Consider the following 22304-nt stretch of genomic DNA (forward strand, 5'->3'; position numbering starts at 1 on the left):
ACGGTCATTTCGCTTCCCGGTCGGACTTGCCCGGGCGCGGGCGCACCAGCACCGACTGCTGGATCGCACCGACCGCGCCGCGCTCGTCGAACAGCGTGCCGATCGTGGTCCCGATGCCGTCCGGGCCGTAGCTGGTCTCGGCGCGAATGCCGATCCACTCACCGTCGGGGACCCGGAACACGTGCACGGCCAGGTCGGTGTTGAGGAATGTCCACCGGGAGATGTCCAGCTTGCTGCCGATGCCGTTGGCGCAGTCGGCCACCGCGAACAGGCGCTCCAGCGGCGTCATCGTCTCGCCGGTGACCAGGTCCACCGTCGGGTGGATCCACGATTCGCCCGGCCCCTCGCTGAGCGGCTCCGTCAGCCACAGCCAGTCGAGGCTGTGCACGTAGTTGCGGTCCCAGTCCCGTGCCTTGAGGTTGCGGTTGCGGGCCTCGCTGCGCGGCCCGGGCATCGGCGCGGCGGCGTGGGCCACCGCCCGGGTGTCCAGGGTTTGCAACCGCCATCCGCTGGCGCGCGCCACCGGGCGGGGTTCGCCGTCGGGACCGGGGGCGAGCATCTCGGCGCTGACGAGTTCGATCTGCTTTCCGCCGCGCTGAACCCGCGAGCTGACCCACAGGTCGCCCTCGGCCGGCACCCCGCCCAGCAAGTCGATGACGACGCGGGACAGTCGGGTGTCTTCGCGTTGTTCGCACCGCTCCAGCCCCCGCACCAGCAATGCCGACACCGGCCCGCCGTGCTGTATCGCGGACGACCAGGTTCCGCGCGCCAGGTCGGTGGCCCGGAACTTTTCGCCCAACGTATCCGCGCCGTCGATGAGCTCGTAGTAGGAGTCGGTCATCGTCACCTCTCGTCAGGGCAGGCCGGCGCCGGGCGTGGTCACCGTGACGGCGTCCAGCCGGGACAGCCGGGTGCCGACCAGGCGCTGCGGATACGCCTCCGTGCTGGACAGCAAAAACAACGTCCGGCGTTCGGGGCCGCCGAGCGCGCAGGCGATGGCGACGCGCTCACCCATGTCGATGCGGTCGGTCACGGCGCCGCCCTCGACGATCCGCTCGAATTGGTGGGCCAGCGTCATCGACGCCCACACCGCGCCGTCGGCGTCGAGCGCGATGCCGTCGGGCGGCCCGTCCAGGCCCTCGGCGAAAACGCGGCGGTCGGCCAGCCCGCCGTCCGCGCCGATCGTGAACGCGGTCAACCGCCGGCCGACCGACTCGGCGACGATCAGTCTCTGCCCGTCCGGCGTGATCACCATTCCGTTTGGAAAGTCGAGGTCTTCGGCGACGACGACGGCGCTGTCGTCCGGATCGAGCCGGATGATGGCGCCGCCGTTAAAGGCTTGGCATCCGATGTACGCGCGGCCCGCGTCGTCGATGACCATGTCGCCGAGGTTGACCGGTGTCAGTTCGGCGAGATCGGCGATGGTGTCGACGTTTTCACCGTCGTAGCGCAACACCTTGCGGTCTTCGACCGAGACGATCAGGAGCGATCCGTCGGGGCGAAAACCCAGGCCCGACGGGCAGTGCCCGGGCAGCGGCAACGTGGTCAGCGAGCCGCCCATGGTCGAGGTGTGGACCGCCTCGCCCAGCATGTCGGAGAACCACAGCAGTCCCTCGAACCAGCGCGGTCCTTCGCCGAAGCAGAAGCCGTTGGCCAGCGGCTCGGGAATCATCCGCTACCGCCTTTGACGGCATCTTCCGCTTTACAAAACACCGCCAAAGTGTCATGCACCGCGGGTACCGGTGTCAATCTCGCTGCCGGGCGGGTTCCCGCGCGACGGCCTGCAATTCTCCGGATTGGTGACGAAGTCGTAGACGGCCTCTGCCGACTGGGTGAAAGCCGTTAGCCAAGCTTTACAAATCTTAGCCAAAGTGTCACGCTGTGCGATGAGCTGCCAACGAGATAGGAAGCGGATTTGACTACCGAATCTGAGCAGACCGAGTGGACGGTGCAGGGCCTGCTGGACCTGTTCGACGTGCAGGCAGACGGGCAGGACCGGTTCACCGGTGACACCGGCGGTGATATTGGAGCCGCCGGCGACGAACGGCAAGTGGTGGAAGGCACCCAGGTGCTCGCCCAGGCGATCGTCGCGGTGGCCAAGCGATTTCCGGACAAGTCGGTGCGCTCGGCACACGCGGTGTTCTCCCGCGCCGTAACCGTTGGACCGCCGATCGAGCTTGTCCTCGACGTCGTCGCCGAGGGCCGGTCCACCGCCACCGCGGTGGTCGCGGTGCACCAAAACGGGCGGCGCTGCCTGAGCATCACGGTGCTGGCCGACGTCCCCACCGGTGACGTCGTCCGACACCACCTGCCGCGCCCCGACGTGGCCGCACCCGCCGATGCCAACCCCTCGCCGATGCCGATGGTCGGCCGGGAACTGCGCCTGGTCGACGTCGTCGACGTCAACAGCCCGGACGAGGTCGGGCCGCCGGAGCTCTACGCCTGGCTGCACTACGACCCCATCCCGGAACGGGACGACCTGGCCAAGGCGCTCATCGCTTACTTCACCGGACATCTCGGGATTTCCACCACGATGCGGGCGCACCCCGGCATCGGCACCGCCCAGGCGCACCTGACGGTGTCCACGGCACCGATGAGCATCTCCGTCGCGTTCCACGAGCCGGTGCGCTGGAACGGGTGGCTGCTGTACACCCACGAAAGCACCCAGGTCGGGGCGGGCATGTCGTACGTGCGCGGCACCGTGCATTCCGAGGAGGGGGAGCTGCTGTGCTCCTTCGCCCAGGAGGCGCTGATCCGCCCGCTGCGCACCACCGACACGGCCATCGACTCCCGCGCACGGTTCTAGCGGCCGGTCGCTGTCATGCATTTCACCATCACCCACCCGATGCACAGCCACCCGTACAACCCGGAGTTGGTGAGCGGAGATGGCATCGGGAAGGTGGCCGCAGCCACCGAAGCGGCCGGAATTCACGGGTTCGGCTTCACGGATCACCCGGCGCCGTCGCAGCGATGGCTGGAGGCCGGTGGGCACGACGCGTTGGATCCCTTTGTCGCACTGGGTTTCGCGGCGGCCACGACGACCACACTGCGGCTGATTCCCAACATCGTGGTGCTGCCGTATCGAAACCCGTTCGTGGTGGCCAAGTCTGGTGCCACGCTGGACCTGCTCTCCGGCGGCCGGTTCACGCTCGCGGTGGGCGTGGGTTACCTCAAGCGGGAATTTGCCGCGCTGGGGGTCAGCTACGACGAGCGGGCCGAGCTCTTCGAGGAAGCGCTGCAGGTAATCCGGGCGGTCTGGACCGGTGACGACATCGTTTTCGAGGGAAGGCATTTCAGTGCACGCGGGATCACCGCGCACCCCCGGCCGCTGAGTGACCCGCATCCGCCTATCTGGATCGGCGGCAACACGTCGTCAGCGCGCCAACGGGTGGCGCAATACGGTGACGGCTGGTGCCCATTCCCCGCGCCGCCCCAACTGGCCCAGACCGCCGGCACGGCGGTCATCGACTCGCTGGCGCGCCTCACCGACGGCATTGACGACCTGCGCCGGCGGTGCGATGCCGCGGGCAGGGACTGGTCGGCGATCGACATCACCTTCACCAACTTCGAGGGCGGCAGCCCCGCCGACGACGAATTCAACGCCGATGCCTACCTCGACGGCCTGGAGAAGCTGGCGAAACTGGGCGTGACGTGGGTGAGCGTCCATCTCCCCGGAGACGGCATGGCGCACGCACTCGAGACCCTCGATCGGTTCCGCACCCTCGTGATCGACGCGGCCTGATGGACTTCTGCCGCGTCGAACTCTCGCCCGAAGACCGGGCCTTCCGCGACGAGACCCGCGCCTTCATCGCGAAGCATGTCACGGACGAAGTGCTCCACCGACAGCTGGAGTTCGGCGAAAACTTCGACGAGCAAGTGCATCTGGCGTTGGGCGAAGCTGGCTACCTCGCATCGGATTGGAAGCTGGAGTCCGAGGGCGGATTCAGCGCGGTCCGCCGGCGCATCTTCCAACTCGAGATCGCCCGGGCCCATACGCCTTGGTATCACTGGGGTACGACGTCCGTCGTCGCCCGGTTGGTGCGGCAATTCGGGGCACCGGAGCTCGCCGACCAGGTGGTGCCCGGCGTGCTGTCCGGCGAGATTCGGCTCTGCCTGGGCTACACCGAGCCCGAGGGTGGCTCCGACGTCGCCACCTGCAAGACGCGCGCGGTGCGGGAAGCGGATGGATCTAGCTGGATCATCAACGGCTCCAAGATGTTCACGTCGAATGCGCAGAACGCCAGGTATGTCTTTCTGCTCACCAACACCGACCCCCAGGGCCGGAAACACCGCAACCTGACCATGTTCCTGGTGCCCCTCGACTCGCCGGGCGTCGAGATCCAGGGGATCCGGACCCTGGACGGTGACCGCACCAACATCGTCTACTACAGCGACGTCCGCGTCGACGACCTCCACCGCATCGGTGAAGTGAACGATGGCTGGACGGTGATGCGCGCGGCGCTGGACTCAGAGCACGGCCTGGTGGATCGGGAAGATCATGGCCTGCAATACATTGCGGCGATGTCGGCGCACGGCGACCTGATGGCCGAAGTCATCGACGCGGTCGCGGCCGTCGTCGGTCGACCGGGTCCCGACGGGCGGACGCCGCTGGACGACGACTCGGTCAAATACCGGCTCGGGCGTGACGTGGCCCGGATGGAGGCGGCACTGTCCACGCCCGGGATGTTCGGGCGGGTAGCGATCGCGCAGACAATGCGCGACGTCACCCCGGACCTGATGGACATCATGGGGACCGCATCGGCATTGCCTACCGAAACTCCCGGCTCCGCCACCGACGGTGCGGCGGAACACCTTTACCGGCTAGCCCTGCCGCTGGGGATCTACGGCGGCACGCTGGAAGTGTTCCGCAACATGATTGCCCAGCACGAGCTCAAGCTAGGGCGGCCTAGCTACGGCGGCTAGCTTCAGGCGTTCGGGTGGGCCAACCCTCCCCGAGGGCGCTACCTTTTCACCGAGCATCTCCTCGCAGAGAGGTAGGCCCCCGCAGTGGTTGTTCTCGTGGCCCTCGGCTCGTTCGTGACCACATTGCTGGGCGGTTTTGCCGCGCTGCGTATCGGTTCCTACCGCTATCTGGTGCTCGGGTTGGCGGCCGGGCTGATGCTCGGCGCGGTGGGCTTCGACCTGCTGCCGGAAGCGATGAGCCAGACGCCATGGAGTCTGTTCGGCATACCTGCTCCGCTGGTGGCCTTCGTTCTCGGCTTTCTGGTCCTGCACGTCATCGAACACACCGTCGGCATCCACCGCGGTCACGGATCGGAGGATGCCGGTGATCCGGACGCGCCCGGCGTCGGGATCCTTGCCGCGTCGGGGCTGATCGGCCACAGCGTCATGGACGGATTCGCCATCGGTGCCGCCTTTCAGGCGGGAACTGCGGCGGGCGCGGTGGTGGCGGTCGCGGTGATAGGCCACGATTTCGCGGACGGTTTCAACACCTACACCGTCACATCGCTCTATGGAAACAACCGTCGAAGGGCATTGGCACTGCTGGCCGCGGACGCGATCGCACCGGTGGCGGGCGCGGCGCTCACACTGGCGGTGACGATCCCCCATCGCCTGCTCGAGCTGTATCTCGGATTCTTCGCCGGTTTCCTGATGTACTTGGCCAGCGCCGACATCCTGCCGAGGGCGCACGCCGGACATCGGACTCCGGTGACCTTGGCGTGCACCATCGGCGGGGTGCTGTTCATGCTGGCGATCGTCGGGCTGGCGAGTTAGCCGCCCGTGCGCGGCAGCTCGGCCACGACATCCACGCGGGCGAGGTCGAAGCTCAGAAATCCCTTGATGGGCAGGCTTTCCGGCGGCGGGTCGGCGTAGCTCCATGCGATGTCGTCGGCCAACCGGCCGTCCACATCGGCGGACCAGTAGGTGGCGAAGCCCTTGTAGTTGCAGTAGCTCAACGTGTCCGAGCGGCGCAACAGGTCGGTGCGCACACGCACCGGATCGACGTAAAGCCTTGGAGCCAAGGATGTTTCGAACACGATCACCGTGTCGTCGGTGTCCACCAGCACCGTGCCGGCGACCGAGACCCGCAAGCGACGCTTGGTGGGGCGGCAGTCGACGCGGTGGTAGGGATTGGGCGGGTAGTGGACGAGTTCGCGGCCCTCTTCCATCCAGGTGTCGACCGCATCCCAGGGCACGTGCACGAAGCCCGGCGCCTCCGGCTCGGGTTCGGTGGGCAGGTCACCCACCTCGTCGGAGCGGAAGACATAGCTCAGCGGCTGCCCCCGCCGGTGCACCAGCAGCGCCCCTTCGGTGTCGATCACAAGCCGCCCATCCTGGATAGCTTGCACGCGGCGCGGATGAGGCTCGATCAAGACGACCTCGGCGGGCAGCGGGGGCGCGAATCGCCCGGCCGGATCACTGCTGAGCGGACCACGTCCGGCTACCAGGCTCATGGTGTGAGGCTAGACCTTTGTCCGCCGAGCCGGTTCACGCCGTGACTGGCTCAGTGGTCCGCATCGAGCAGCGCCGCGTACTGGCGCTCGAGCACCTTGATGGCGCCGCTGTCCCAGCGCTCGGCCAGCGACCTTGACAGCGGATCGGGGAAGATTTCGTCATCGTCGTTCTCCACCCCGTCGAAGATGGCGTGCGCCACCGATTGCGGCGAGGCTTTCGGTATGTCGAGGCCGCGGGTCATCTCGGTGTCCACCGGCCCGGTCAGCACGGCATGCACCCGCACCCCCTGCCCGGCCAACATGGCACGAAGCGACTGCGTCATGGAGAACGCGGCAGCCTTGGAGACGGAGTAGGCCGGGATGAGTGGCAAGGGGGCCAACGCGTTCACCGACAGATTGTTGACAATCGATCCTCCGGAACGGACCAATAAGGGCAGGAAGGTCTGGATGACGGCGTAGGTGCCGAAAAGGTTGACCGCAAGATGTTGCTGGAGCGCGGAGGGGTCACTTAAGTCATCGTAAAGAGCAAGCCCGGCATTGTTGATGACGATATCGAGAGAGTCGACCTGCCCGGCCGCCGCCTCGAGATCAGCCTTGTCGGTTATGTCCAGGGTCAACGGCGTCACGCGCGAATCGCCGGTGTCCGCCAAGGCCTTTCGGGTACCCACGTACACCCGTCCCGCGCCTCGCTTCAACGCTTCCACGGTCAGCGCGTGCCCGATTCCGCGATTGCCACCGGTAATCAGAATCGCTTTTCCCGAGAGTATGGTCACGACCGTCTCCTTTCTTGTTGAGGTTGCCGGCAGGCCGCACATCTGGTGGGCACACCGCCGCGAGCCGTCGCACGATGCCCGCATGTTCTTCCGATACACCGCGGCGCGCAGAATCATCGGTCGGCAGATCAGGGCTCCGCCGATAACGGGCGCGAAATCCCGGGATGCGTGCGCTTCGGGCGGCCAACCGGTAGGAACTTAGCCATGGCGGGACCGATGGAGGGTGTCAAGGTCGTCGAGCTCGGAGTCTGGGTGGCCGGACCGGCCGCCGGCGGCATCCTGGCCGACTGGGGCGCCGACGTCATAAAGATCGAACCGCCGAGCGGTGACCCTGGACGCATGTTCGGCAGGATGCTGGGCTGCGACCTGGGAATCAACCCACCCTTCGAGATGGACAACCGCTCCAAGCGCAGCGTCGTGTTGGACCTCGCGGAGGAGGCAGACCTCGACACCGCGTTCGAATTGCTCGCCGGTGCCGACGTTTTCGTGACCAATGTGCGGCCCGGCGCGCTGCAACGCCTGGGGCTCGACTTCGAATCGGTGTCCGCCCGCAACCCGAGCCTGGTGTACGGGCTGATCACCGGATACGGCGAGACCGGACCCGACGCGGACCGGGCCGCCTACGACGTGGCCGCCTTCTGGTCGCGCGCCGGGGTGGCGCATCTGCTCACCCGGCCCGGCGATACGCCACCGTTCCAGCGCGGTGGCATGGGCGATCATTCGGCCGGCATGACGCTGGCGGCGGCCATCTGCGCGGCGCTGGTTGCCCGTGCCCGCACCGGGATCGGTCAACTGGTGAGCACATCGTTGTATCGGCAGGGCGCCTACACCGTGAGCTTCGATCTCAACACCTACCTGCTCACGGGCCAACCGATCGCAATCGGGCAACGCGAATCGATGGGCAATCCCTGCATGAACAACTACGCCACCGCCGATGGGCGGCGATTCTGGATCGTCGGACTCGAAGGCGATCGGCACTGGCCCCCGCTGTGTCGTGCCGTCGGCCACCCGGAGTGGCTGACCGATCCGCGGTTCGGCGACGCATACGCCCGCTTCGTCAACTCGGCGGAGCTGATCGGCGAGCTGGATGCCATCTTTGCCACCCGCACCCTCGACGAGTGGGCGCAGGCCTTCGCGGCCGAACCCGATTTCTTCTGGTCACCGGTGAACAGCCTCGAAGACGTCGTCGCCGACGAGCAATTTCACGCCGCGGGCGGCATCGTCGACGTGCCCGACGGCCAATCCAGCGTTCCGATGGTGGCCACACCGGCCGATTTCCACGGCACACCCTGGGCACCGCGTTCTGCGGCACCGGAACTCGGGCAGCACACCGAGGAAGTGCTCGCCGAACTCAAGGCGCGCCGCGGCTCGTGACCACCGGTCGCGCCTTTACAAATTTACTCTGAAGTGTCACGCTGTCCGGTGAGTCGCCTCAGGCGGCCCCAGCCCAGGACAAGCGTTGCGGTAAACGCCAATGCACGGATTCGGTGCGGCGGTGAGGAACGGATTGAATGGTCACGTCAACGTTCGACATCAGGGAAGGCAGCCGGGTGCACGCCGCCCGGGCGAGCCGTGCCGACCGCGAATGTCTGCGCTATCGGCTCGACGTCATTGCGGTGAGTGCCCTGGACGTCGTCGAGTCGGCCGGAGGTTGGCTCTACGACCGGGCGATGGCCGGCTGGCAGGTGACGGTGCTGCTGCCAAACGACGGCGACGCCCGCTCCCTGCGGATCCTCGGCGTGCAGGCGCGGAATCTCGAGGAGTGGCTCGCCGCGATGGGCGCCGGCTCGACGAGCGACAGCCTGGCGGTGAGCGCCGAGGCGTTCACCGCGGATGCGCGCGTGCGCGACAAGGTGCTCACATCGCTCGACGACCGGTTGACCGAAGTCACGTTGTGGGGTCAGGCGCCCTCCGGGTGGCCCCTGCGCGTGGACCGCGGGGTGGCCAGGGCGCAGTACGCGCTCAGTGCGGCCGCACGAAGGTTCAAGGGCCACGCGCTGGCGGCGGCCGGGAGTGATTGTCCCGCAGTGTATTACACGGAGACATTGCTCTGCGATTTGGTGACCTGTGGGCGCGGCGACTCGGGGTTGGTCCGGCTCGACCGATGAAGAAGTACTACCGCCACGCGCTGCTCTATCTGCACGAGACCATTTCGCTCGGCTCCGGGCGAAGCGACCGCTTCACCGAGGTGTTCTCCGACACCTACCGGCCGATGATGGAAGAGATCGGCGCCCGGCTGTTCGCGATCTGGGAGACCACCCCCTACAACGGCCACTGGCCGCAGGTGACGGTCATCTGGGAGATCGACGGGTTCGCCGACTATGCGCGGATCGGGGCCGCCCAGGCCCGCGGCGGCAGTCACGAGGCCGCGGCCGGCAAATGGTCCGCCTTTCTGGCCGACATCGGCGCCGCGGGGGAGGGCCGAATCATGTACCCCGGCCCCAGCAACAGGACTCTGGCCCAGCTGCGGGAAGCCAATTTCGCTGCGCCGCTGGTGATCCAGGAGATCATGCAAACCAAGCCGGGGCGTCAAGACGACTACATCCGCGAACTCGAGCGCCTTTACGTCCCATGGTCGGAACGCACCGGCAAGCGCTGGCTGGGCTCGTTTACCACGACCTTCCGCTACAACGAGGTCATCCACTACTGGGCGCTGGACGGCGGCTGGGAATGCTTCGCCAACCACTACCCCTCGTGGAAGGAGAGCCCACCCGCCGAGATCGTCACCTGGATGAGCGTGGCGCCCGCGCTGCGCGACGGCTGGGAGGACTCGATCCTGCAGGCCCTACCGCCCTCGCCGCTGCAGTGATGCGGCAGCAAGAGGCCGTGCACTTCGCCTACGACCCCTTCGACGCGCACGTGATGGCGAATCCGCTGCCGTACTACCGAATCCTGCGCGACCATCATCCGGTGTACTACATGCCGCAGTGGGACACGTTCGCGCTGTCCCGCTTCGAGGACATCTGGCAGGTGCTGGAAGTCAACGACGGGACGTTCGTCGCGTCGGAAGGGACGCTGCCGGCGGCGTCGGTTCTGGCCAAGCACAACACCGGGCCGGTGGACGACCCGCCGCTGCACCCGCTGCCATTCCACGCGGTGTTCGACACGGATCTGTACGCGGAGATCCGGCGCGCGCACTCCCAGCCGCTGCGCCCCAGGGCCGTCACCGGCTGGGAGGCCAGAATCCGCGAGCTGGCCAACGAGCGCCTCGACCAGCTGCTGCCCCGCGGTTCGTTCGACCTGACCCAGGACTACGGCGGCATCGTCGTGGCATCCGTCGTATGCGAATTGCTGGGAATTTCAACCGATCTCGCGCCCGAGGTGCTCGCCGCCGTCAACGCCGGCAGCCTGGCCGAGCCCGGCGTCGGGGTGGACACCGCCGAAGCGCGGCCCAACTATTTCCAATACCTGCTGCCGGTGGTTCAGCGTCGCCGCGCAGACCGGTCCGGGGGCCCGCTCGCCGTCGTCGACGGCCTGCTCGGCTACCGCCTGCCCGACGGCAGCCCGCTCGACGACGTCGAAGTCGCGACCCAAATGCTCTGCATCTTCATCGGAGGCACCGAGACGGTGCCCAAGATCGTCGCCCACGGTCTATGGGAGCTCAACCAGCGACCCGACCAGCTCGCCGCGGTGCGCGCCGACCCCGGCAACAACGTGCCGATCGCGCGGGAGGAGATGATCCGGTTCTGTGCCCCGGCGCAGTGGTTCGCCCGAACCGCGCGCAAGCCCTTCACCCTGCACGGCGAGACCATCCGGCCCGGACAGCGGGTCATCACCCTGCTCGCCTCGGCCAACCGCGACGAGCGCGAATACCCCGAACCCGACGAATTCGTCTGGGACAGGCCCATCCGCCGGTCGCTGGCCTTCGGCCGCGGCCAACACTTCTGCATCGGCTACCACCTGGCCCGACTGGAAGTCGATGTGTTGCTGCAGGAATGGCTGCAACGGGTGCCCGACTACGCGATCCAAGCCGAGGCCGCCAAGCGGCTGCCCTCCAGCTTTCAATGGGGTTGGAACAACATCCCGGTGGAGGTCTGACGTGTGGTCTTACCGGATCGTCGCCCCCTACTTGTTCGAGCGGACAACGATCCCAGAGAAGACGCCCGAGTGCCTCGCCGAGGGGCAGGTGTTGTTGCGGTTCCTGGCCGCCGGTGTCTGCGGCAGCGATCTGCCGGCCTTTCGCGGCGCCCGCGGCCGCCTTCCGGGTGACGACGGGGCCAGTGCGGCCGAGAAGGACGGCTTCCCCATCCACGAAGTCGCCGGCGAGGTGATCGCCAGCCGGCATCCCGAACACCGTGCCGGCGACCTCGTGGTCGGCTGGGCGTCCGGGTTCGACGGCATGATGGAACGCGTGGTCAGCAACGGTGACGGCCTGGCGCCGTACGACCCGGCGCTGACCCCGGTGCAGGCCGTCGGCCTGCAACCGCTGGCGTGCGTCCTCTACGCCTGCGAGCAGCTGCCGGATCTCGCCGGCAAGCATGTGGCGATCATCGGCCAGGGCTCCATCGGCCTGCTGTTCTCCTACGTCGCCAAGGCGGCCGGAGCGCTGCGCGTCACCGGAGTCGACCCCGTCGACCGGTCAAGTCTGGCAACCGCATTCGGTGTCGACGACCCGGTGCGCGCCCCCAGCGACCGCTGGGTGAGCCGGCTCGCGGCCGGTGACCGCGCCGACATCGTCATCGAGGCCGTCGGCCACCAGGTCGCCACGCTGGGCCACGCCGTCGACGCGACCGCGCCCGGCGGCACCATCTTCTACTTCGGCGTCGCCGACGACGACGCCTATCCCATCAACATGCGCGCCATGCTGCGCAACGGCCTGACGCTGAAATCCGGTGTGACACTGGATCGGCGGCGGATGCTGGAACTCGCGGGCAAGTTCGCCGCCGAACATCCCGAGCTGCTCGCCACCTACCTGACGCACACGTTCGGCATCGACGACGTCCAGGGCGCCTTCGAGCTGGCCTGCCGCCCGATCCCCGAGCGCATCAAGATCGCGATCGGACAGTGAGCGTGACCGACAGTTCGCGGAGCGCGTTGCAGCGGGCACTCAACCGCGGCGGCCCGATGTGGGGCGGCTGGATCACCGGGCCGACGCTGCTCGGCCCGGAGGAATTCGCCGGCGCCGGTTACGACTACGTGGGTTTCGACGCCCAGCACGGCTACCTCGACGACGCCGACATCGCCGGGATGCTGCGGCGGACCGAACACCTGCCGATCGGCACCCTGGTGCGGCTGCCCAACGCGGACGCGGCCCCGATCGGGCGCGTGCTGGACGCCGGCGCCGACGCGGTCGTCATCGCCATGATCGAATCGGCGGACCAGGCCGCCGCGGCGGTGGCCGCCACCCGCTACCAGCCCGCGGGCATTCGCAGCTTCGGCCCGCTGCGCGCCGACCTGGGCCGCGACACCGCCGCGCTGGAGTCCCGGGTGAGCGTGTTCGCGATGATCGAGACGGCCGCGGCGCTGGCCGGACTGGACGACATCTGCGCCGTCGACGGGCTCGCCGGGCTGTACGTCGGCCCCGCCGATCTGGCGCTCTCGCTGGGCGCGGGTGTGGTTGGCGCGACGAAGGATCCGGCCGTCCTGGATGCCATCGTGCGAGTCCACCGAGCGGCGACCGGCGCCGGGTTGGTGACCGGCATTCACGCCGGGGACGGCACGACGGGCCGCGCCATGGCGAAGCTGGGGCTTTCGATGATCACCCTGACGGCCGAATCGCACGCGCTGCGCCGGGGAGCCGCGGAACACCTGCGCGAGGCGACCGAACCATGAGCGACGATCAGACCGCGATCCGCGAGTTGATTGCCGGTTACGCCCTCACGCTCGACGCGGGTGACGTCGACGGGTGCCTGGCGCTGTTCACCCCGGACGCCGAATTCCTGGTCTACGGGCGGACCTTCGCCGGTCACGACGGCATCGGACGGATGTTCCGGGATGCCCCGCGGGGGCTGCACCTGACCGGGGTCTTCCGGATCCACATCGACGCCGACACCGCGACGGCCCGGTCGCAGGTGCTGTTCGTCCGGGCGGGTGATCTGCACCTGCGGCCCGCCCTGTACGACGACGAACTGGTCCGCAGCGACGGGCGGTGGCGTTTCCGGCGACGGCGGTGCCAGTTCGTCACCAGCCGCGGCCTGTCCGACACCCCCGAGGTCACGTCATCATGAATCAACACGTCGCACTGGTGACCGGCGCCGCCGGCGGTCAGGGTTGGGCCATCGCCAAACGGCTGCGCGCGGAAGGCTATTCGGTGGCCGCCTGTGATCGGCGCGCGCACGAGCTGACCGCCTTGGTCGACGAATTGGGCGACGAGGGGGTGATCGCGATCGAGCTCGACGTCACCTCCGAACCGCTGTGGGAGTCGGCCATGCACACCGTGATCAGCCGATTCGGGGCGCTGACCACGCTGGTCAACAACGCCGGCGTGCTGCACCGCGCCTCACTGGCCGACGAGACCGCCGGTGGGTTCGAGAACTCCTGGCGGGTCAATTGTTTCGGCGCTTTCCTAGGCATCCGTGCGACGCTGGAGCATCTGCGCGCGGCGCAGCACGCCGCCGTCGTCAACATCTGCAGCACCGGAGCCATCCGCCCCTTCCCGCACCACGCCGCATACAGTTCGGCGAAGTGGGCGCTTCGCGGCCTGACCCAGAACGCCGCCGCCGAACTGGCGCCCTTCGGCATCCGGGTCAACGCCGTGTTCCCCGGACCGATCGCCACCCCGATGCTCGATGACTCCACGCAACTGCGGCTCGCCGCGTCGTCGGCCTTCGGGCGGATCGGCCAACCGCGCGAGATCGCCGACGCCGTCGCGTTCCTGGTCTCCGAGGAGGCATCGTTCATCACAGGTTCCGAGCTGGTCGTCGACGGTGGCCAATGCGTGCAGATCCGATGATCGAATGTCCTGGACGCGACGGGCGCGGGACCTTCGGCTCTACTCTGAGCACCCGGGCCATCGGCAGAATGTCCTGCCATGAAGATCACCGGCCTCGAGGTGGTGCCGTTCGAGACGTTTGTCGATCGAATCTCGTTCGGCCAGCTGATGACCGACTATCGCGTGGTGCAGACCGTGACCAAGGTGCTCACCGACGAGGGGATCGAGGGCTACTACTTCGGCGGTCACTTCCATGGCGACCAGGACGGCCTGCTCCCCGGGGATCAGGCGCTGATCACCCAATTCCTGAGCCCACTGCTCGCCGGCCAGGACCCGTTTGACAGGGCGGAGATCTGGCGACAACTTTGGGCGGCGAAGCTCCCCGAAAACGTCTGCAGCGTAGTCGATCTGGTCCTGTGGGATCTGGCCGGCCGGGTCACCGGGTTGCCGGTGCACAAACTGCTCGGCGGGGCGCGGGACCGGGTGAAGGCCTATGCCAGCAGTTTCAACAACCTCGGATCGCCCGACGACTACGCCGCCCACGCCGTCGAGTGCAAGCGTCAGGGCTACGGCGCCTACAAGATTCACCCCTACCACTACTGGAATCCCGCGACCGGCCAGTTCGCCCTGCCACGGCCGTCCCACGTGGACTGGGACATCCGGGTGTGCCGCGAGGTTCGGGCGGCGGTGGGCGACGAGATGGTGCTGATGTTCGACCCCTGGGGCACCTACCACACCCACGAGGACGCGCTGCGGGTCGGCCGCGAGCTGCAGCAACTGGGCTTCTACTGGTACGAGCACCCGATGCCCGAGTACCGGGTTGAGGCCTACCGGCGACTCGGCGACGAACTCGACATCCCGATCTGCTCTCCCGAGATCGCCGAGGGCGGCGTCTACACCCGGGCGGATTGGATCCTGCGCCATGCCTCTGACATCAGCCGCATCGACGTGCTGCGCGGAGGCATTACCGGCGTGATGAAGCTGGCCGGGATGTGCGAGGCGGTCGGCATGCGGTGCGAGCTGCATATGAGCGGCTTCGGCAACCTGCAGGTGCTAGGGGCCACCAGCGAAGACGTCTGCGAGTACTACGAGCGCGGCCTGCTCGGGCCCGGGGCCAGATACGACGCCGCGCCGCCGTATCTGAACTCGCCCTGCGATCCGCTCACCCCGGACGGGTTCGTCGAGATACCGTCGGCCCCCGGGCTGGGCTACGAAATCCGTTGGGAATACATCGAAGAACACCGCCTGCCGGACGCGGCGGTGGAACCCGTCGCGCCCCTGCACCCGAGATAGCGGCTAGTCGAACCTGATGAGCTGCCGGACGGCGGTACCGTCGGCGAGCTTGTCCATCGCCTCGTTGATCTCATCCAACCGGATCGACGACGACACCAGCGATTCCACCGGCAGCCGGCCCGCCTGCCAGAGTGCGACGAACCGGGGAATGTCGCGGCCGGGCACCGCCGAACCCAGGTAACTGCCGATCAGCGAGCGCCCCTCGGCCACAAAACCCAACGGCGACAAGGTGATTCGCGCATCCGGTGGCGGCAGTCCGACGGTGATGGTGCGGCCGCCCGGCGCGGTGAGCGCGATGGCCGTCTCGAGTGCGGCGGGATGACCGACGGCCTCGACGACCACGGCGGCCTTCACCCGAGCGTCGGCGGCCTGCTGCGGCGTGTACGCCTCGTGCGCGCCCAGGGCGCGGGCGGCGGTCAGCTTGTCGGGCAATTGGTCGACGGCGACGACGCGCACGCCGTCATAGGTGAGCGCGGTGAGCACCGCCGCCATGCCGACACCGCCCAGGCCGACAACGGCGACCGTCTGGCCCGGCTGCGGATTGCCGACGTTGAGCACGGCGCCCCCACCCGTCAGCACGGCGCACCCCAGCAGCGCGGCGACGTCGGGCGGCACGTCCGGCGGCACCGGAACCACACTGGCCCGGTTGACCACCGCGTGCGTCGCGAATCCCGAAACCCCGAGGTGGTGATACACCCGTTGACCGGCGTGGTGGAGCCGGATGTCGCCGTCCAGCAGGGTCCCGGCGGCGTTGGCCGCGCTGCCCGGTTCGCACGGGGTCAGGCCCTGGGTCGCGCAGGCCGCGCAGTGACCGCACCGCGGCAGGAACACCAGCACCACCCGCTGACCGATGGCGAGGTCGGACACGCCGTCACCAACCTGCTCGACGATTCCGGCCGCCTCGTGACCGAGCAGCATCGGCACCGGCCGCACCCGGTTGCCGTCGACCACCGACAGATCGGAGTGGCACACCCCAGCCGCCTCGATGCGGATCATCACCTCGTCGCTGCCCGGCGGGTCCAGGTCGAGATCGACAACTCGGATCGGCCGGGAATCGGCGTACGGCCGAGCGAGACCGACCCGGTCCAGCACGGCCCCCCGAATCTGAACCATGTTGGAATACAACCATGGCTTCGGAACCCCCGGCCTCGCCGGCTCCGGTGGTACCGCCGGCACCGGATGGGCTCACCAGTGACGACTTCCCCGTGCTGTGGCCGGTCGGAACCCGGTGGGCCGACAACGACATGTTCGGCCACCTCAACAACGCGGTGTACTACCAGTTGTTCGACACCGCCATCAACGCCTGGATCAACACCGGCACCGGGCTGGACCCGCTCACCACCCCCGCGCTGGGCATCGTCGCCGAGTCGGGCTGCCGGTACTACTCGGAACTGCACTTCCCCGAAGACCTCGCGGTGGGCCTGGCGGTGACCCGGCTGGGCCGCAGCAGCGTCACGTACCGCCTCGGCGTCTTCCGGGCGGCAAACGCAGAGCAGGCGCAGCCCGTCACCGCGCTGGGCCATTGGGTGCACGTCTACGTCGACCGGTCCAGTCGCAAGCCGGTCGAGATTCCCGACCCCGTCCGCTCGTTGCTGTCGTCGGCGCGCGTGGACCGATAAACCTGAGATCGCCCGCGGGACCGGGGCTTTCGTACGAAACCGCGGGCCCGGCGGCACTGCCGGAACGCGTCGCCCACCCGGCTATGCTTCGCCAATGCCCGTTATGAGCAAGACCGTCGAGGTCAGCGCCGACGCGGCCTTGATCATGGCGATCGTCGCCGACTTCGAGGCCTACCCGCATTGGAACGAGGAGATCAAGGGCCTCTGGGTGCTCGCCCGATACGACGACGGGCGCCCCAGCCAGCTGCGGCTCGACACCGACTACCAGGGCATGCAGAGCATGTTCATCCAGGCCGTGTACTACCCCGGGGAAAACCAGATCCAGACCGTGCTGCAGCAGGGTGACCTGTTCACCAAGCAGGAGCAGCTGTTCAGCGTGGTGGCGATGGGAGCGTCGAGCTTGCTGACCGTGGACCTCGACGTCGAGACCTCGATGCCGGTCCCGGCGCCGATGGTGAAGCAACTCCTCCACAACGTGCTGGACCACCTTGCCGAAAGCCTCAAGCGGCGCGCCGAGCAGCTGGCCGCGGGCTAGGCGCTCGCGATCGCCGCGGCTTTATGGCGGCGACCCGCTTCGCCCGGCTCCGCCGCGCTCGCGATCGCCGCGGCTTTATGGCGGCGACCCGCTTCGCCCGGCTCCGCCGCGCTCGCGATCGCCGCTAGTCGAAGATCCCCGTGCGGCCCCGCATCTCGTTCAGCCGGGCGGCCGCGTCCGTGAATTGCCACACGGTGTGTTCGATCACCGCGGCGGCATCGCGCCGGCGCAGCGCCGCGATCAGCTGCCGGTGATTGTCGACGGCGGCCGCACCCCACTGCTGATCGGCGGCATACATCAGCACCGGCATGTAGCGCGCGGCGTTGAGCAGGAACCAGGCCAGCTTGATCCGCCCGCTCGCGTGATTGAAGACCCGATGGAACGCGAACTCGATGCCCGCGATGGTCTCGGCATCGCTGGAGCCGACGGCCGCGGCGAGCGCCTCGTTGATGCGCTCCAGCTCGTTGATCTCCGCGTCGGTGATGTGGTCGGTGGCCGCGGCCGCCAGCTCCTTGGCGATGGTGGCCTGCAGCCAGAAGATGTCCTCGACGTCCTGGCGCGTGAGCGGGAGCACGACGTGACCCCGGTGCGGCTCGAGCTGCACCATGCCCTCGCCGCGCAGCTTCAGCAGGGCTTCGCGCACCGGCGTGACGCTGACGCCGAGCTCGGCCGCGGTCTCATCGAGGCGGATGAACGTCCCCGGCCGCAAGGCCCCGGACATGATCGCCGCCCGCAGGTGGCCCGCGACCTCGTCGGACAACTGCGCCCGGCGCAGTGGCCCTCGGCGCCTCAGTCGCGTGGATATCGGTGCGTTCACGGGGGCTGCCAGGGCTTTCGGAGCGTCGCGGAGGTTGATTTGAAACTTTTGTCGGGGCTTGTCAGCAGGGCTGTAAGGCCATAATGTGACCCAGACAACACCATGTTTTATCAAATATCAACCTGGCGCAAGCGGTGCGGGAGTGAGGGAAGGGTTGGGGTTGACCGCGCAATTAGCGAGCCATCTGGCGCAGGGAACCGAGCAGCCGTATCTGGCCCGGCGACAGAACTGGGTGAATCAGCTCGAACGGCATGCCTTGATGCAGCCGGGCGCGACGGCGCTGCGGTTCCTTGGCAAGACCGTGACGTGGGGCGAACTGCGGCGCCGGGTCGGGGCGCTGGCCGATGCGTTGAGCCGTCGGGGAGTCGGCTTCGGCGATCGGGTCATGGTCTTGATGCTCAACCGCACCGAGTTCGTCGAGTCGGTGCTGGCGGTCAACATGCTCGGCGGGATCGCCGTTCCGCTGAACTTCCGGCTCACCGCCGCCGAGATCGCCTTCCTGGTGCAGGACTGCGAAGCCCGCGTGATGATCACCGAATCGGTGCTCGCCCCGGTCGCCACCGGGGTTCGCGAGGTCGAGCCCCTGCTGGACACGATCGTCGTGGCCGGTGGCGCCGGCGACGACAGCGTGCTCGGCTATGAAGACCTGATCAACGAGCCCGGGGCTTCGCACGAGCCCGTCGACGTCCCCAACGATTCGCCGGCGTTAATCATGTACACCTCGGGCACCACCGGCCGCCCGAAGGGCGCCGTGCTGACCCACGCCAACCTGACCGGCCAGACCATGACCGGCCTCTACACCAACGGCGCCGACATCAACAGCGACGTCGGTTTCATCGGCGTCCCGTTCTTTCACATCGCCGGGATCGGCAACATGCTGACCGGGATGCTGCTCGGCACCCCCACGGTGATCTACCCGCTCGGCGCCTTCGAGCCGGGGCAACTGCTCGACGTGCTGGCCGAGGAGAAGGTCACCGGCCTCTTCCTGGTGCCCGCCCAGTGGCAGGCGGTCTGCGCCGAGCAACAAGCGCGGCCCCGTGACCTGAGGCTGCGGGTGATGTCGTGGGGGGCGGCGCCCGCGCCCGACGCGCTGCTGCGCGAGATGTCGGCGACGTTCCCCGGAACACAGATCCTGGCCGCCTTCGGCCAGACCGAGATGTCGCCGGTCACCTGCATGCTGCTGGGCGAAGACGCGATCCGCAAACGTGGATCGGTCGGCAAGGTGGTCCCGACCGTGGCCGCACGCGTGGTCGACGAAAACATGAACGACGTACCGGTCGGTGAGGTCGGTGAAATCGTTTATCGCGCACCGACTTTGATGAGCGGCTACTGGAACAACCCGGAGGCCACCGCGGAGGCGTTCGCGGGCGGTTGGTTCCATTCCGGCGACCTGGTCCGGATGGACGCCGACGGCTACGTCTGGGTGGTGGACCGCAAGAAGGACATGATCATCTCGGGTGGCGAAAACATCTACTGCGCCGAGGTGGAGAACGTACTGGCCAGCCACCCCAGCATCGTCGAAGTGGCGGTCATCGGGCGTTCCCATGACAAGTGGGGCGAGGTGCCGATCGCGGTTGCGGCGGTGGCCGGCGAGCAGCTGCTGCTGGACGAGTTGGCCGAATTCCTGGCCGAGCGGCTCGCCCGGTATAAGCATCCCAAGGCGCTCGAGATCGTGGACGCGCTGCCGCGTAACCCCGCCGGCAAGGTGCTCAAGACTGAGCTACGGATCCGTTACGGCACCGCAAATATTGATGAAAACCGTTCTACCGCAGAAGGTTTCACTGGCAGAGAGGAAAGCTGACGGAAACTGTAACGTTTGCCCGCTGTTGACGAAGGGTTAATTGTGCAGATGCAGTTCACACGTGCATGGCCATCGGGTACATTCCTGTGGTCTCCGTTACTACTTGCCAGTAGGGAGCCCATGGTCACACACGTTGGGTCGCGGCAAGGTGGGGGCACCCCCGGCCGCATAGCGGCGAGGGGGCGAGGCGTGCTACACGATCCGCCGCGGCGCCCTGAGGCTCGCGGTATCGGCTGGAGGGGGCAGCGGTGACTTCAACGTCGACGAGTCGACAGGGCCCCTACCTTGTCGGCTACGTACGCGACCAACTGCAGACGCCGTTGACGCTCATCGGAGGGTTCTTCCGGATGTGCGTCCTCACGGGAAGGGCACTGTTCCGCTGGCCCTTCCAGTGGCGCGAATTCGTCCTGCAGTGCTGGTTCATCATGCGAGTCGCGTTCCTGCCGACCATCATGGTGTCGATCCCGCTGACGGTGCTGCTGATCTTCACGCTGAACGTGCTGCTGGCCCAGTTCGGAGCCGCCGACCTGTCCGGTGCCGGTGCGGCGATCGGTGCCGTCACCCAACTCGGGCCGCTCACCACGGTGCTGGTGGTGGCCGGCGCCGGCTCGACGGCGATCTGCGCGGACCTCGGTGCCCGCACCATCCGCGAGGAGATCGACGCGATGGAGGTGCTCGGCATCGACCCCATCCACCGCCTGGTGGTTCCCCGCGTGATCGCCGCGACGCTGGTCGCCACTCTGCTCAACGGCCTGGTGATCACCGTCGGCCTGGTCGGCGGCTACCTGTTCGGTGTCTACCTGCAAAACGTCTCCGGTGGCGCCTACCTCGCCACCCTCACCACGATCACCGGCCTGCCCGAGGTGGTCATCGCGACCGTCAAGGCCGCCATGTTCGGCCTCATCGCCGGACTGGTCGGCTGCTTCCGCGGGTTGACCGTGCGGGGCGGGTCCAAGGGGCTCGGCACCGCGGTGAACGAAACCGTCGTGCTCTGCGTCGTCGCCCTATACGCGGTCAACGTCGTGCTGACGACCATCGGCGTGCGATTCGGGACGGGCCACTGACATGTCAACCTCTGCCGTATTGCGCGCCCGCTTCCCGCGGGCAGCCGAAAACCTCAACCGCTACGGCGGTGCCGCGGCCCGCGGCGTGGACGACATCGGCCAGATGGCCTGGTTCGGGGTGGAGGCCATCGCGCACATCCCGCACGCGCTGCGCAACTACCGCAAGGAAACGTTGCGGCTGATCGCCCAGATCGGCATGGGCACCGGCGCCATGGCCGTCATCGGCGGCACCGTCGCGATCGTCGGCTTCGTGACCCTCTCCGGTAGCTCCCTGGTCGCGATTCAGGGCTTCGCCTCGCTGGGCAACATCGGGGTCGAGGCCTTCACCGGCTTCTTCGCCGCACTGATCAACGTGCGCATCGCCGCCCCGGTTGTCACCGGCATCGCGATGGCCGCCACCGTCGGCGCGGGCGCGACCGCCGAGTTGGGCGCCATGCGCATCAGCGAAGAAATCGACGCCCTGGAAGTCATGGGCATCAAGTCGATCTCGTTCCTGGCGACCACCCGAATCATGGCCGGTCTGGTCGTCATCATCCCGCTCTATGCGCTGGCCATGATCATGTCGTTCCTGTCCCCGCAGATCACCACGACGGTGCTGTACGGACAGTCGAACGGCACCTACGAGCACTACTTCCGGACGTTCCTGCGTCCCGACGACGTGTTCTGGTCATTCCTCGAGGCCATCATCATCACGGCGGTCGTGATGATCACCCACTGCTTCTACGGATACAACGCCGGCGGTGGACCCGTCGGCGTCGGAGAGGCCGTCGGCCGATCGATGCGTTTTTCGCTGGTATCGGTGCAGGTCGTCGTTCTGGCCGCTGCGTTGGCGCTCTATGGCGTCAACCCCAACTTCGCGCTCACGGTGTAGCCGCCATGACATCACCAGTGAAGGTCAACGCCCCCCGGAAGCCGCCGTACAAGCTGGCCGGCATCGCGTCGTTGATCATCGCCGTGGTGGCCGGGGCCCTGATCTACGGGCAGTTCCGGGGTGATTTCACACCGAAGACGAAGCTGACGATGCTGGCGTCGCGGGCCGGGCTGGTGATGGATCCGGGCTCGAAGGTCACCTACAACGGGGTCGAGATCGGCCGGGTGGGCAACATCTCGGAGAC

The 22304-nt window shown here is 67.7% G+C and carries 25 protein-coding genes; 19 read left to right on the top strand and 6 right to left on the bottom strand.

Features of this window, described 5'->3' with window-relative positions; translation table 11 throughout:
* Nucleotides 1–4: 4 nt before the first annotated feature.
* The gene (locus tag A5758_RS07255) at nt 5–841 is read right to left on the bottom strand and encodes a thioesterase family protein (protein ID WP_067738223.1); all 837 of its coding nucleotides are present in this window, start codon (nt 839–841) and stop codon (nt 5–7) included.
* A gap of 12 nt (nt 842–853) precedes the next feature.
* Nucleotides 854–1672, bottom strand: a complete 819-nt coding sequence (locus tag A5758_RS07260) for an SMP-30/gluconolactonase/LRE family protein (RefSeq protein WP_067738226.1) — start codon at nt 1670–1672, stop codon at nt 854–856.
* Between the two features lie 243 nt (nt 1673–1915).
* Between A5758_RS07260 and A5758_RS07265 the strand changes: the two genes are divergently transcribed.
* The 4 genes from A5758_RS07265 to A5758_RS07280 all read left to right on the top strand — a co-directional run bounded on the left by A5758_RS07265 (nt 1916) and on the right by A5758_RS07280 (nt 5736).
* A complete protein-coding gene (locus A5758_RS07265) occupies nt 1916–2806 on the top strand; it encodes an acyl-CoA thioesterase II (RefSeq protein WP_067738238.1) in 891 nt (296 codons plus the stop codon).
* Nucleotides 2807–2821: 15 nt separating this feature from the next.
* Nucleotides 2822–3742, top strand: coding sequence for an LLM class F420-dependent oxidoreductase (locus A5758_RS07270; RefSeq protein WP_067738241.1), 921 nt, complete (start codon nt 2822–2824; stop codon nt 3740–3742).
* On the top strand, nt 3742–4923 hold the full coding sequence (locus tag A5758_RS07275; protein WP_067738244.1) for an acyl-CoA dehydrogenase family protein: 1182 nt from the start codon (nt 3742–3744) through the stop codon (nt 4921–4923). The genes A5758_RS07270 and A5758_RS07275 overlap by 1 nt, the downstream gene beginning before the upstream one ends.
* An 84-nt stretch (nt 4924–5007) precedes the next feature.
* Nucleotides 5008–5736, top strand: a complete 729-nt coding sequence (locus tag A5758_RS07280; RefSeq protein ID WP_067738246.1) for a ZIP family metal transporter — start codon at nt 5008–5010, stop codon at nt 5734–5736.
* Here A5758_RS07280 and A5758_RS07285 read toward each other — a convergent pair.
* Both A5758_RS07285 and A5758_RS07290 read right to left on the bottom strand, forming a co-directional pair.
* Complete coding sequence (locus A5758_RS07285; protein WP_067738251.1) at nt 5733–6416, bottom strand: DUF427 domain-containing protein; 684 nt, start codon at nt 6414–6416, stop codon at nt 5733–5735. The two genes, A5758_RS07280 and A5758_RS07285, sit on opposite strands and share 4 nt — an antisense overlap.
* A gap of 50 nt (nt 6417–6466) precedes the next feature.
* Nucleotides 6467–7231, bottom strand: coding sequence for an SDR family NAD(P)-dependent oxidoreductase (locus tag A5758_RS07290; protein WP_067738415.1), 765 nt, complete (start codon nt 7229–7231; stop codon nt 6467–6469).
* A 162-nt stretch (nt 7232–7393) separates the two neighbouring features.
* Here A5758_RS07290 and A5758_RS07295 point away from each other — a divergent pair, with 162 nt between their 5' ends.
* From A5758_RS07295 to A5758_RS07335, 9 genes are all read left to right on the top strand, one after another.
* Nucleotides 7394–8563, top strand: a complete 1170-nt coding sequence (locus A5758_RS07295) for a CaiB/BaiF CoA-transferase family protein (RefSeq protein ID WP_067204720.1) — start codon at nt 7394–7396, stop codon at nt 8561–8563.
* Between the two features lie 137 nt (nt 8564–8700).
* Complete coding sequence (locus A5758_RS07300) at nt 8701–9297, top strand: hypothetical protein (RefSeq protein ID WP_067738253.1); 597 nt, start codon at nt 8701–8703, stop codon at nt 9295–9297.
* Nucleotides 9294–9998, top strand: coding sequence for an NIPSNAP family protein (locus A5758_RS07305; RefSeq protein ID WP_067204714.1), 705 nt, complete (start codon nt 9294–9296; stop codon nt 9996–9998). Before A5758_RS07300 ends, A5758_RS07305 begins: the two co-directional genes overlap by 4 nt.
* A gap of 17 nt (nt 9999–10015) precedes the next feature.
* Entirely contained in the window at nt 10016–11227 is a 1212-nt protein-coding gene (locus tag A5758_RS07310) for a cytochrome P450 (protein ID WP_197503804.1), read from the top strand.
* Nucleotide 11228: 1 nt separating this feature from the next.
* A complete protein-coding gene (locus tag A5758_RS07315) occupies nt 11229–12197 on the top strand; it encodes a zinc-binding dehydrogenase (RefSeq protein WP_067738257.1) in 969 nt (322 codons plus the stop codon).
* Nucleotides 12198–12253: 56 nt separating this feature from the next.
* Nucleotides 12254–12961 carry an HpcH/HpaI aldolase/citrate lyase family protein gene (locus tag A5758_RS07320; protein WP_067204997.1) on the top strand — a complete coding sequence of 236 codons (708 nt, stop codon included), beginning with the start codon at nt 12254–12256 and terminating at the stop codon, nt 12959–12961.
* A complete protein-coding gene (locus A5758_RS07325; RefSeq protein ID WP_067738260.1) occupies nt 12958–13356 on the top strand; it encodes a nuclear transport factor 2 family protein in 399 nt (132 codons plus the stop codon). The genes A5758_RS07320 and A5758_RS07325 overlap by 4 nt, the downstream gene beginning before the upstream one ends.
* Nucleotides 13353–14081, top strand: coding sequence for an SDR family NAD(P)-dependent oxidoreductase (locus A5758_RS07330; RefSeq protein WP_067738263.1), 729 nt, complete (start codon nt 13353–13355; stop codon nt 14079–14081). The genes A5758_RS07325 and A5758_RS07330 overlap by 4 nt, the downstream gene beginning before the upstream one ends.
* A gap of 78 nt (nt 14082–14159) precedes the next feature.
* Entirely contained in the window at nt 14160–15353 is a 1194-nt protein-coding gene (locus A5758_RS07335; protein WP_067738265.1) for an enolase C-terminal domain-like protein, read from the top strand.
* Between the two features lie 3 nt (nt 15354–15356).
* Here the strand turns inward: A5758_RS07335 and A5758_RS07340 are convergent, their stop codons facing one another.
* Complete coding sequence (locus A5758_RS07340; RefSeq protein ID WP_067738418.1) at nt 15357–16466, bottom strand: alcohol dehydrogenase catalytic domain-containing protein; 1110 nt, start codon at nt 16464–16466, stop codon at nt 15357–15359.
* Between the two features lie 14 nt (nt 16467–16480).
* Here A5758_RS07340 and A5758_RS07345 point away from each other — a divergent pair, with 14 nt between their 5' ends.
* The gene (locus A5758_RS07345) at nt 16481–16972 is read left to right on the top strand and encodes a thioesterase family protein (protein WP_067738269.1); all 492 of its coding nucleotides are present in this window, start codon (nt 16481–16483) and stop codon (nt 16970–16972) included.
* Nucleotides 16973–17066: 94 nt separating this feature from the next.
* Complete coding sequence (locus A5758_RS07350; protein ID WP_067738272.1) at nt 17067–17507, top strand: SRPBCC family protein; 441 nt, start codon at nt 17067–17069, stop codon at nt 17505–17507.
* Between the two features lie 124 nt (nt 17508–17631).
* On the opposite strand, the gene A5758_RS07355 is transcribed toward A5758_RS07350, so the two are convergent.
* A complete protein-coding gene (locus tag A5758_RS07355; RefSeq protein WP_067204690.1) occupies nt 17632–18324 on the bottom strand; it encodes a GntR family transcriptional regulator in 693 nt (230 codons plus the stop codon).
* A 160-nt stretch (nt 18325–18484) separates the two neighbouring features.
* Between A5758_RS07355 and fadD5 the strand changes: the two genes are divergently transcribed.
* The 4 genes from fadD5 to A5758_RS07375 all read left to right on the top strand — a co-directional run.
* Nucleotides 18485–20125 (top strand): fatty-acid--CoA ligase FadD5, encoded by a 1641-nt coding sequence (fadD5, locus tag A5758_RS07360; protein WP_067738421.1) that lies wholly within the window; start codon nt 18485–18487, stop codon nt 20123–20125.
* 248 nt (nt 20126–20373) lie between these two features.
* A complete protein-coding gene (locus tag A5758_RS07365; protein WP_067204687.1) occupies nt 20374–21189 on the top strand; it encodes an ABC transporter permease in 816 nt (271 codons plus the stop codon).
* A gap of 1 nt (nt 21190) precedes the next feature.
* On the top strand, nt 21191–22060 hold the full coding sequence (locus A5758_RS07370) for an ABC transporter permease (protein ID WP_067204684.1): 870 nt from the start codon (nt 21191–21193) through the stop codon (nt 22058–22060).
* A 5-nt stretch (nt 22061–22065) separates the two neighbouring features.
* Nucleotides 22066–22304: MlaD family protein (locus tag A5758_RS07375; RefSeq protein WP_156622521.1), on the top strand; the 239-nt coding region annotated here is incomplete at its 3' end.

The organism is Mycobacterium sp. 852014-50255_SCH5639931 (genome assembly GCF_001665605.1).
GTDB lineage: Bacteria > Actinomycetota > Actinomycetes > Mycobacteriales > Mycobacteriaceae > Mycobacterium > Mycobacterium paraffinicum.

What these genes read in the sequence shown, in the direction of transcription:
- A5758_RS07285 (WP_067738251.1), bottom strand. Translation starts at nt 6,416, where the DNA reads ATGAGCCTGGTAGCCGGACGTGGTCCGCTCAGCAGTGATCCGGCCGGG.
- A5758_RS07255 (WP_067738223.1), bottom strand. Translation starts at nt 841, where the DNA reads ATGACCGACTCCTACTACGAGCTCATCGACGGCGCGGATACGTTGGGC.
- A5758_RS07330 (WP_067738263.1), top strand. Translation starts at nt 13,353, where the DNA reads ATGAATCAACACGTCGCACTGGTGACCGGCGCCGCCGGCGGTCAGGGT.
- A5758_RS07345 (WP_067738269.1), top strand. Translation starts at nt 16,481, where the DNA reads ATGGCTTCGGAACCCCCGGCCTCGCCGGCTCCGGTGGTACCGCCGGCA.
- A5758_RS07295 (WP_067204720.1), top strand. Translation starts at nt 7,394, where the DNA reads ATGGCGGGACCGATGGAGGGTGTCAAGGTCGTCGAGCTCGGAGTCTGG.
- A5758_RS07370 (WP_067204684.1), top strand. Translation starts at nt 21,191, where the DNA reads ATGTCAACCTCTGCCGTATTGCGCGCCCGCTTCCCGCGGGCAGCCGAA.
- A5758_RS07325 (WP_067738260.1), top strand. Translation starts at nt 12,958, where the DNA reads ATGAGCGACGATCAGACCGCGATCCGCGAGTTGATTGCCGGTTACGCC.
- A5758_RS07340 (WP_067738418.1), bottom strand. Translation starts at nt 16,466, where the DNA reads ATGGTTCAGATTCGGGGGGCCGTGCTGGACCGGGTCGGTCTCGCTCGG.
- A5758_RS07305 (WP_067204714.1), top strand. Translation starts at nt 9,294, where the DNA reads ATGAAGAAGTACTACCGCCACGCGCTGCTCTATCTGCACGAGACCATT.
- A5758_RS07335 (WP_067738265.1), top strand. Translation starts at nt 14,160, where the DNA reads ATGAAGATCACCGGCCTCGAGGTGGTGCCGTTCGAGACGTTTGTCGAT.
- A5758_RS07350 (WP_067738272.1), top strand. Translation starts at nt 17,067, where the DNA reads ATGCCCGTTATGAGCAAGACCGTCGAGGTCAGCGCCGACGCGGCCTTG.
- A5758_RS07275 (WP_067738244.1), top strand. Translation starts at nt 3,742, where the DNA reads ATGGACTTCTGCCGCGTCGAACTCTCGCCCGAAGACCGGGCCTTCCGC.
- A5758_RS07270 (WP_067738241.1), top strand. Translation starts at nt 2,822, where the DNA reads ATGCATTTCACCATCACCCACCCGATGCACAGCCACCCGTACAACCCG.
- A5758_RS07320 (WP_067204997.1), top strand. Translation starts at nt 12,254, where the DNA reads ATGTGGGGCGGCTGGATCACCGGGCCGACGCTGCTCGGCCCGGAGGAA.
- A5758_RS07290 (WP_067738415.1), bottom strand. Translation starts at nt 7,231, where the DNA reads ATGTGCGGCCTGCCGGCAACCTCAACAAGAAAGGAGACGGTCGTGACC.
- A5758_RS07260 (WP_067738226.1), bottom strand. Translation starts at nt 1,672, where the DNA reads ATGATTCCCGAGCCGCTGGCCAACGGCTTCTGCTTCGGCGAAGGACCG.
- A5758_RS07300 (WP_067738253.1), top strand. Translation starts at nt 8,701, where the DNA reads ATGGTCACGTCAACGTTCGACATCAGGGAAGGCAGCCGGGTGCACGCC.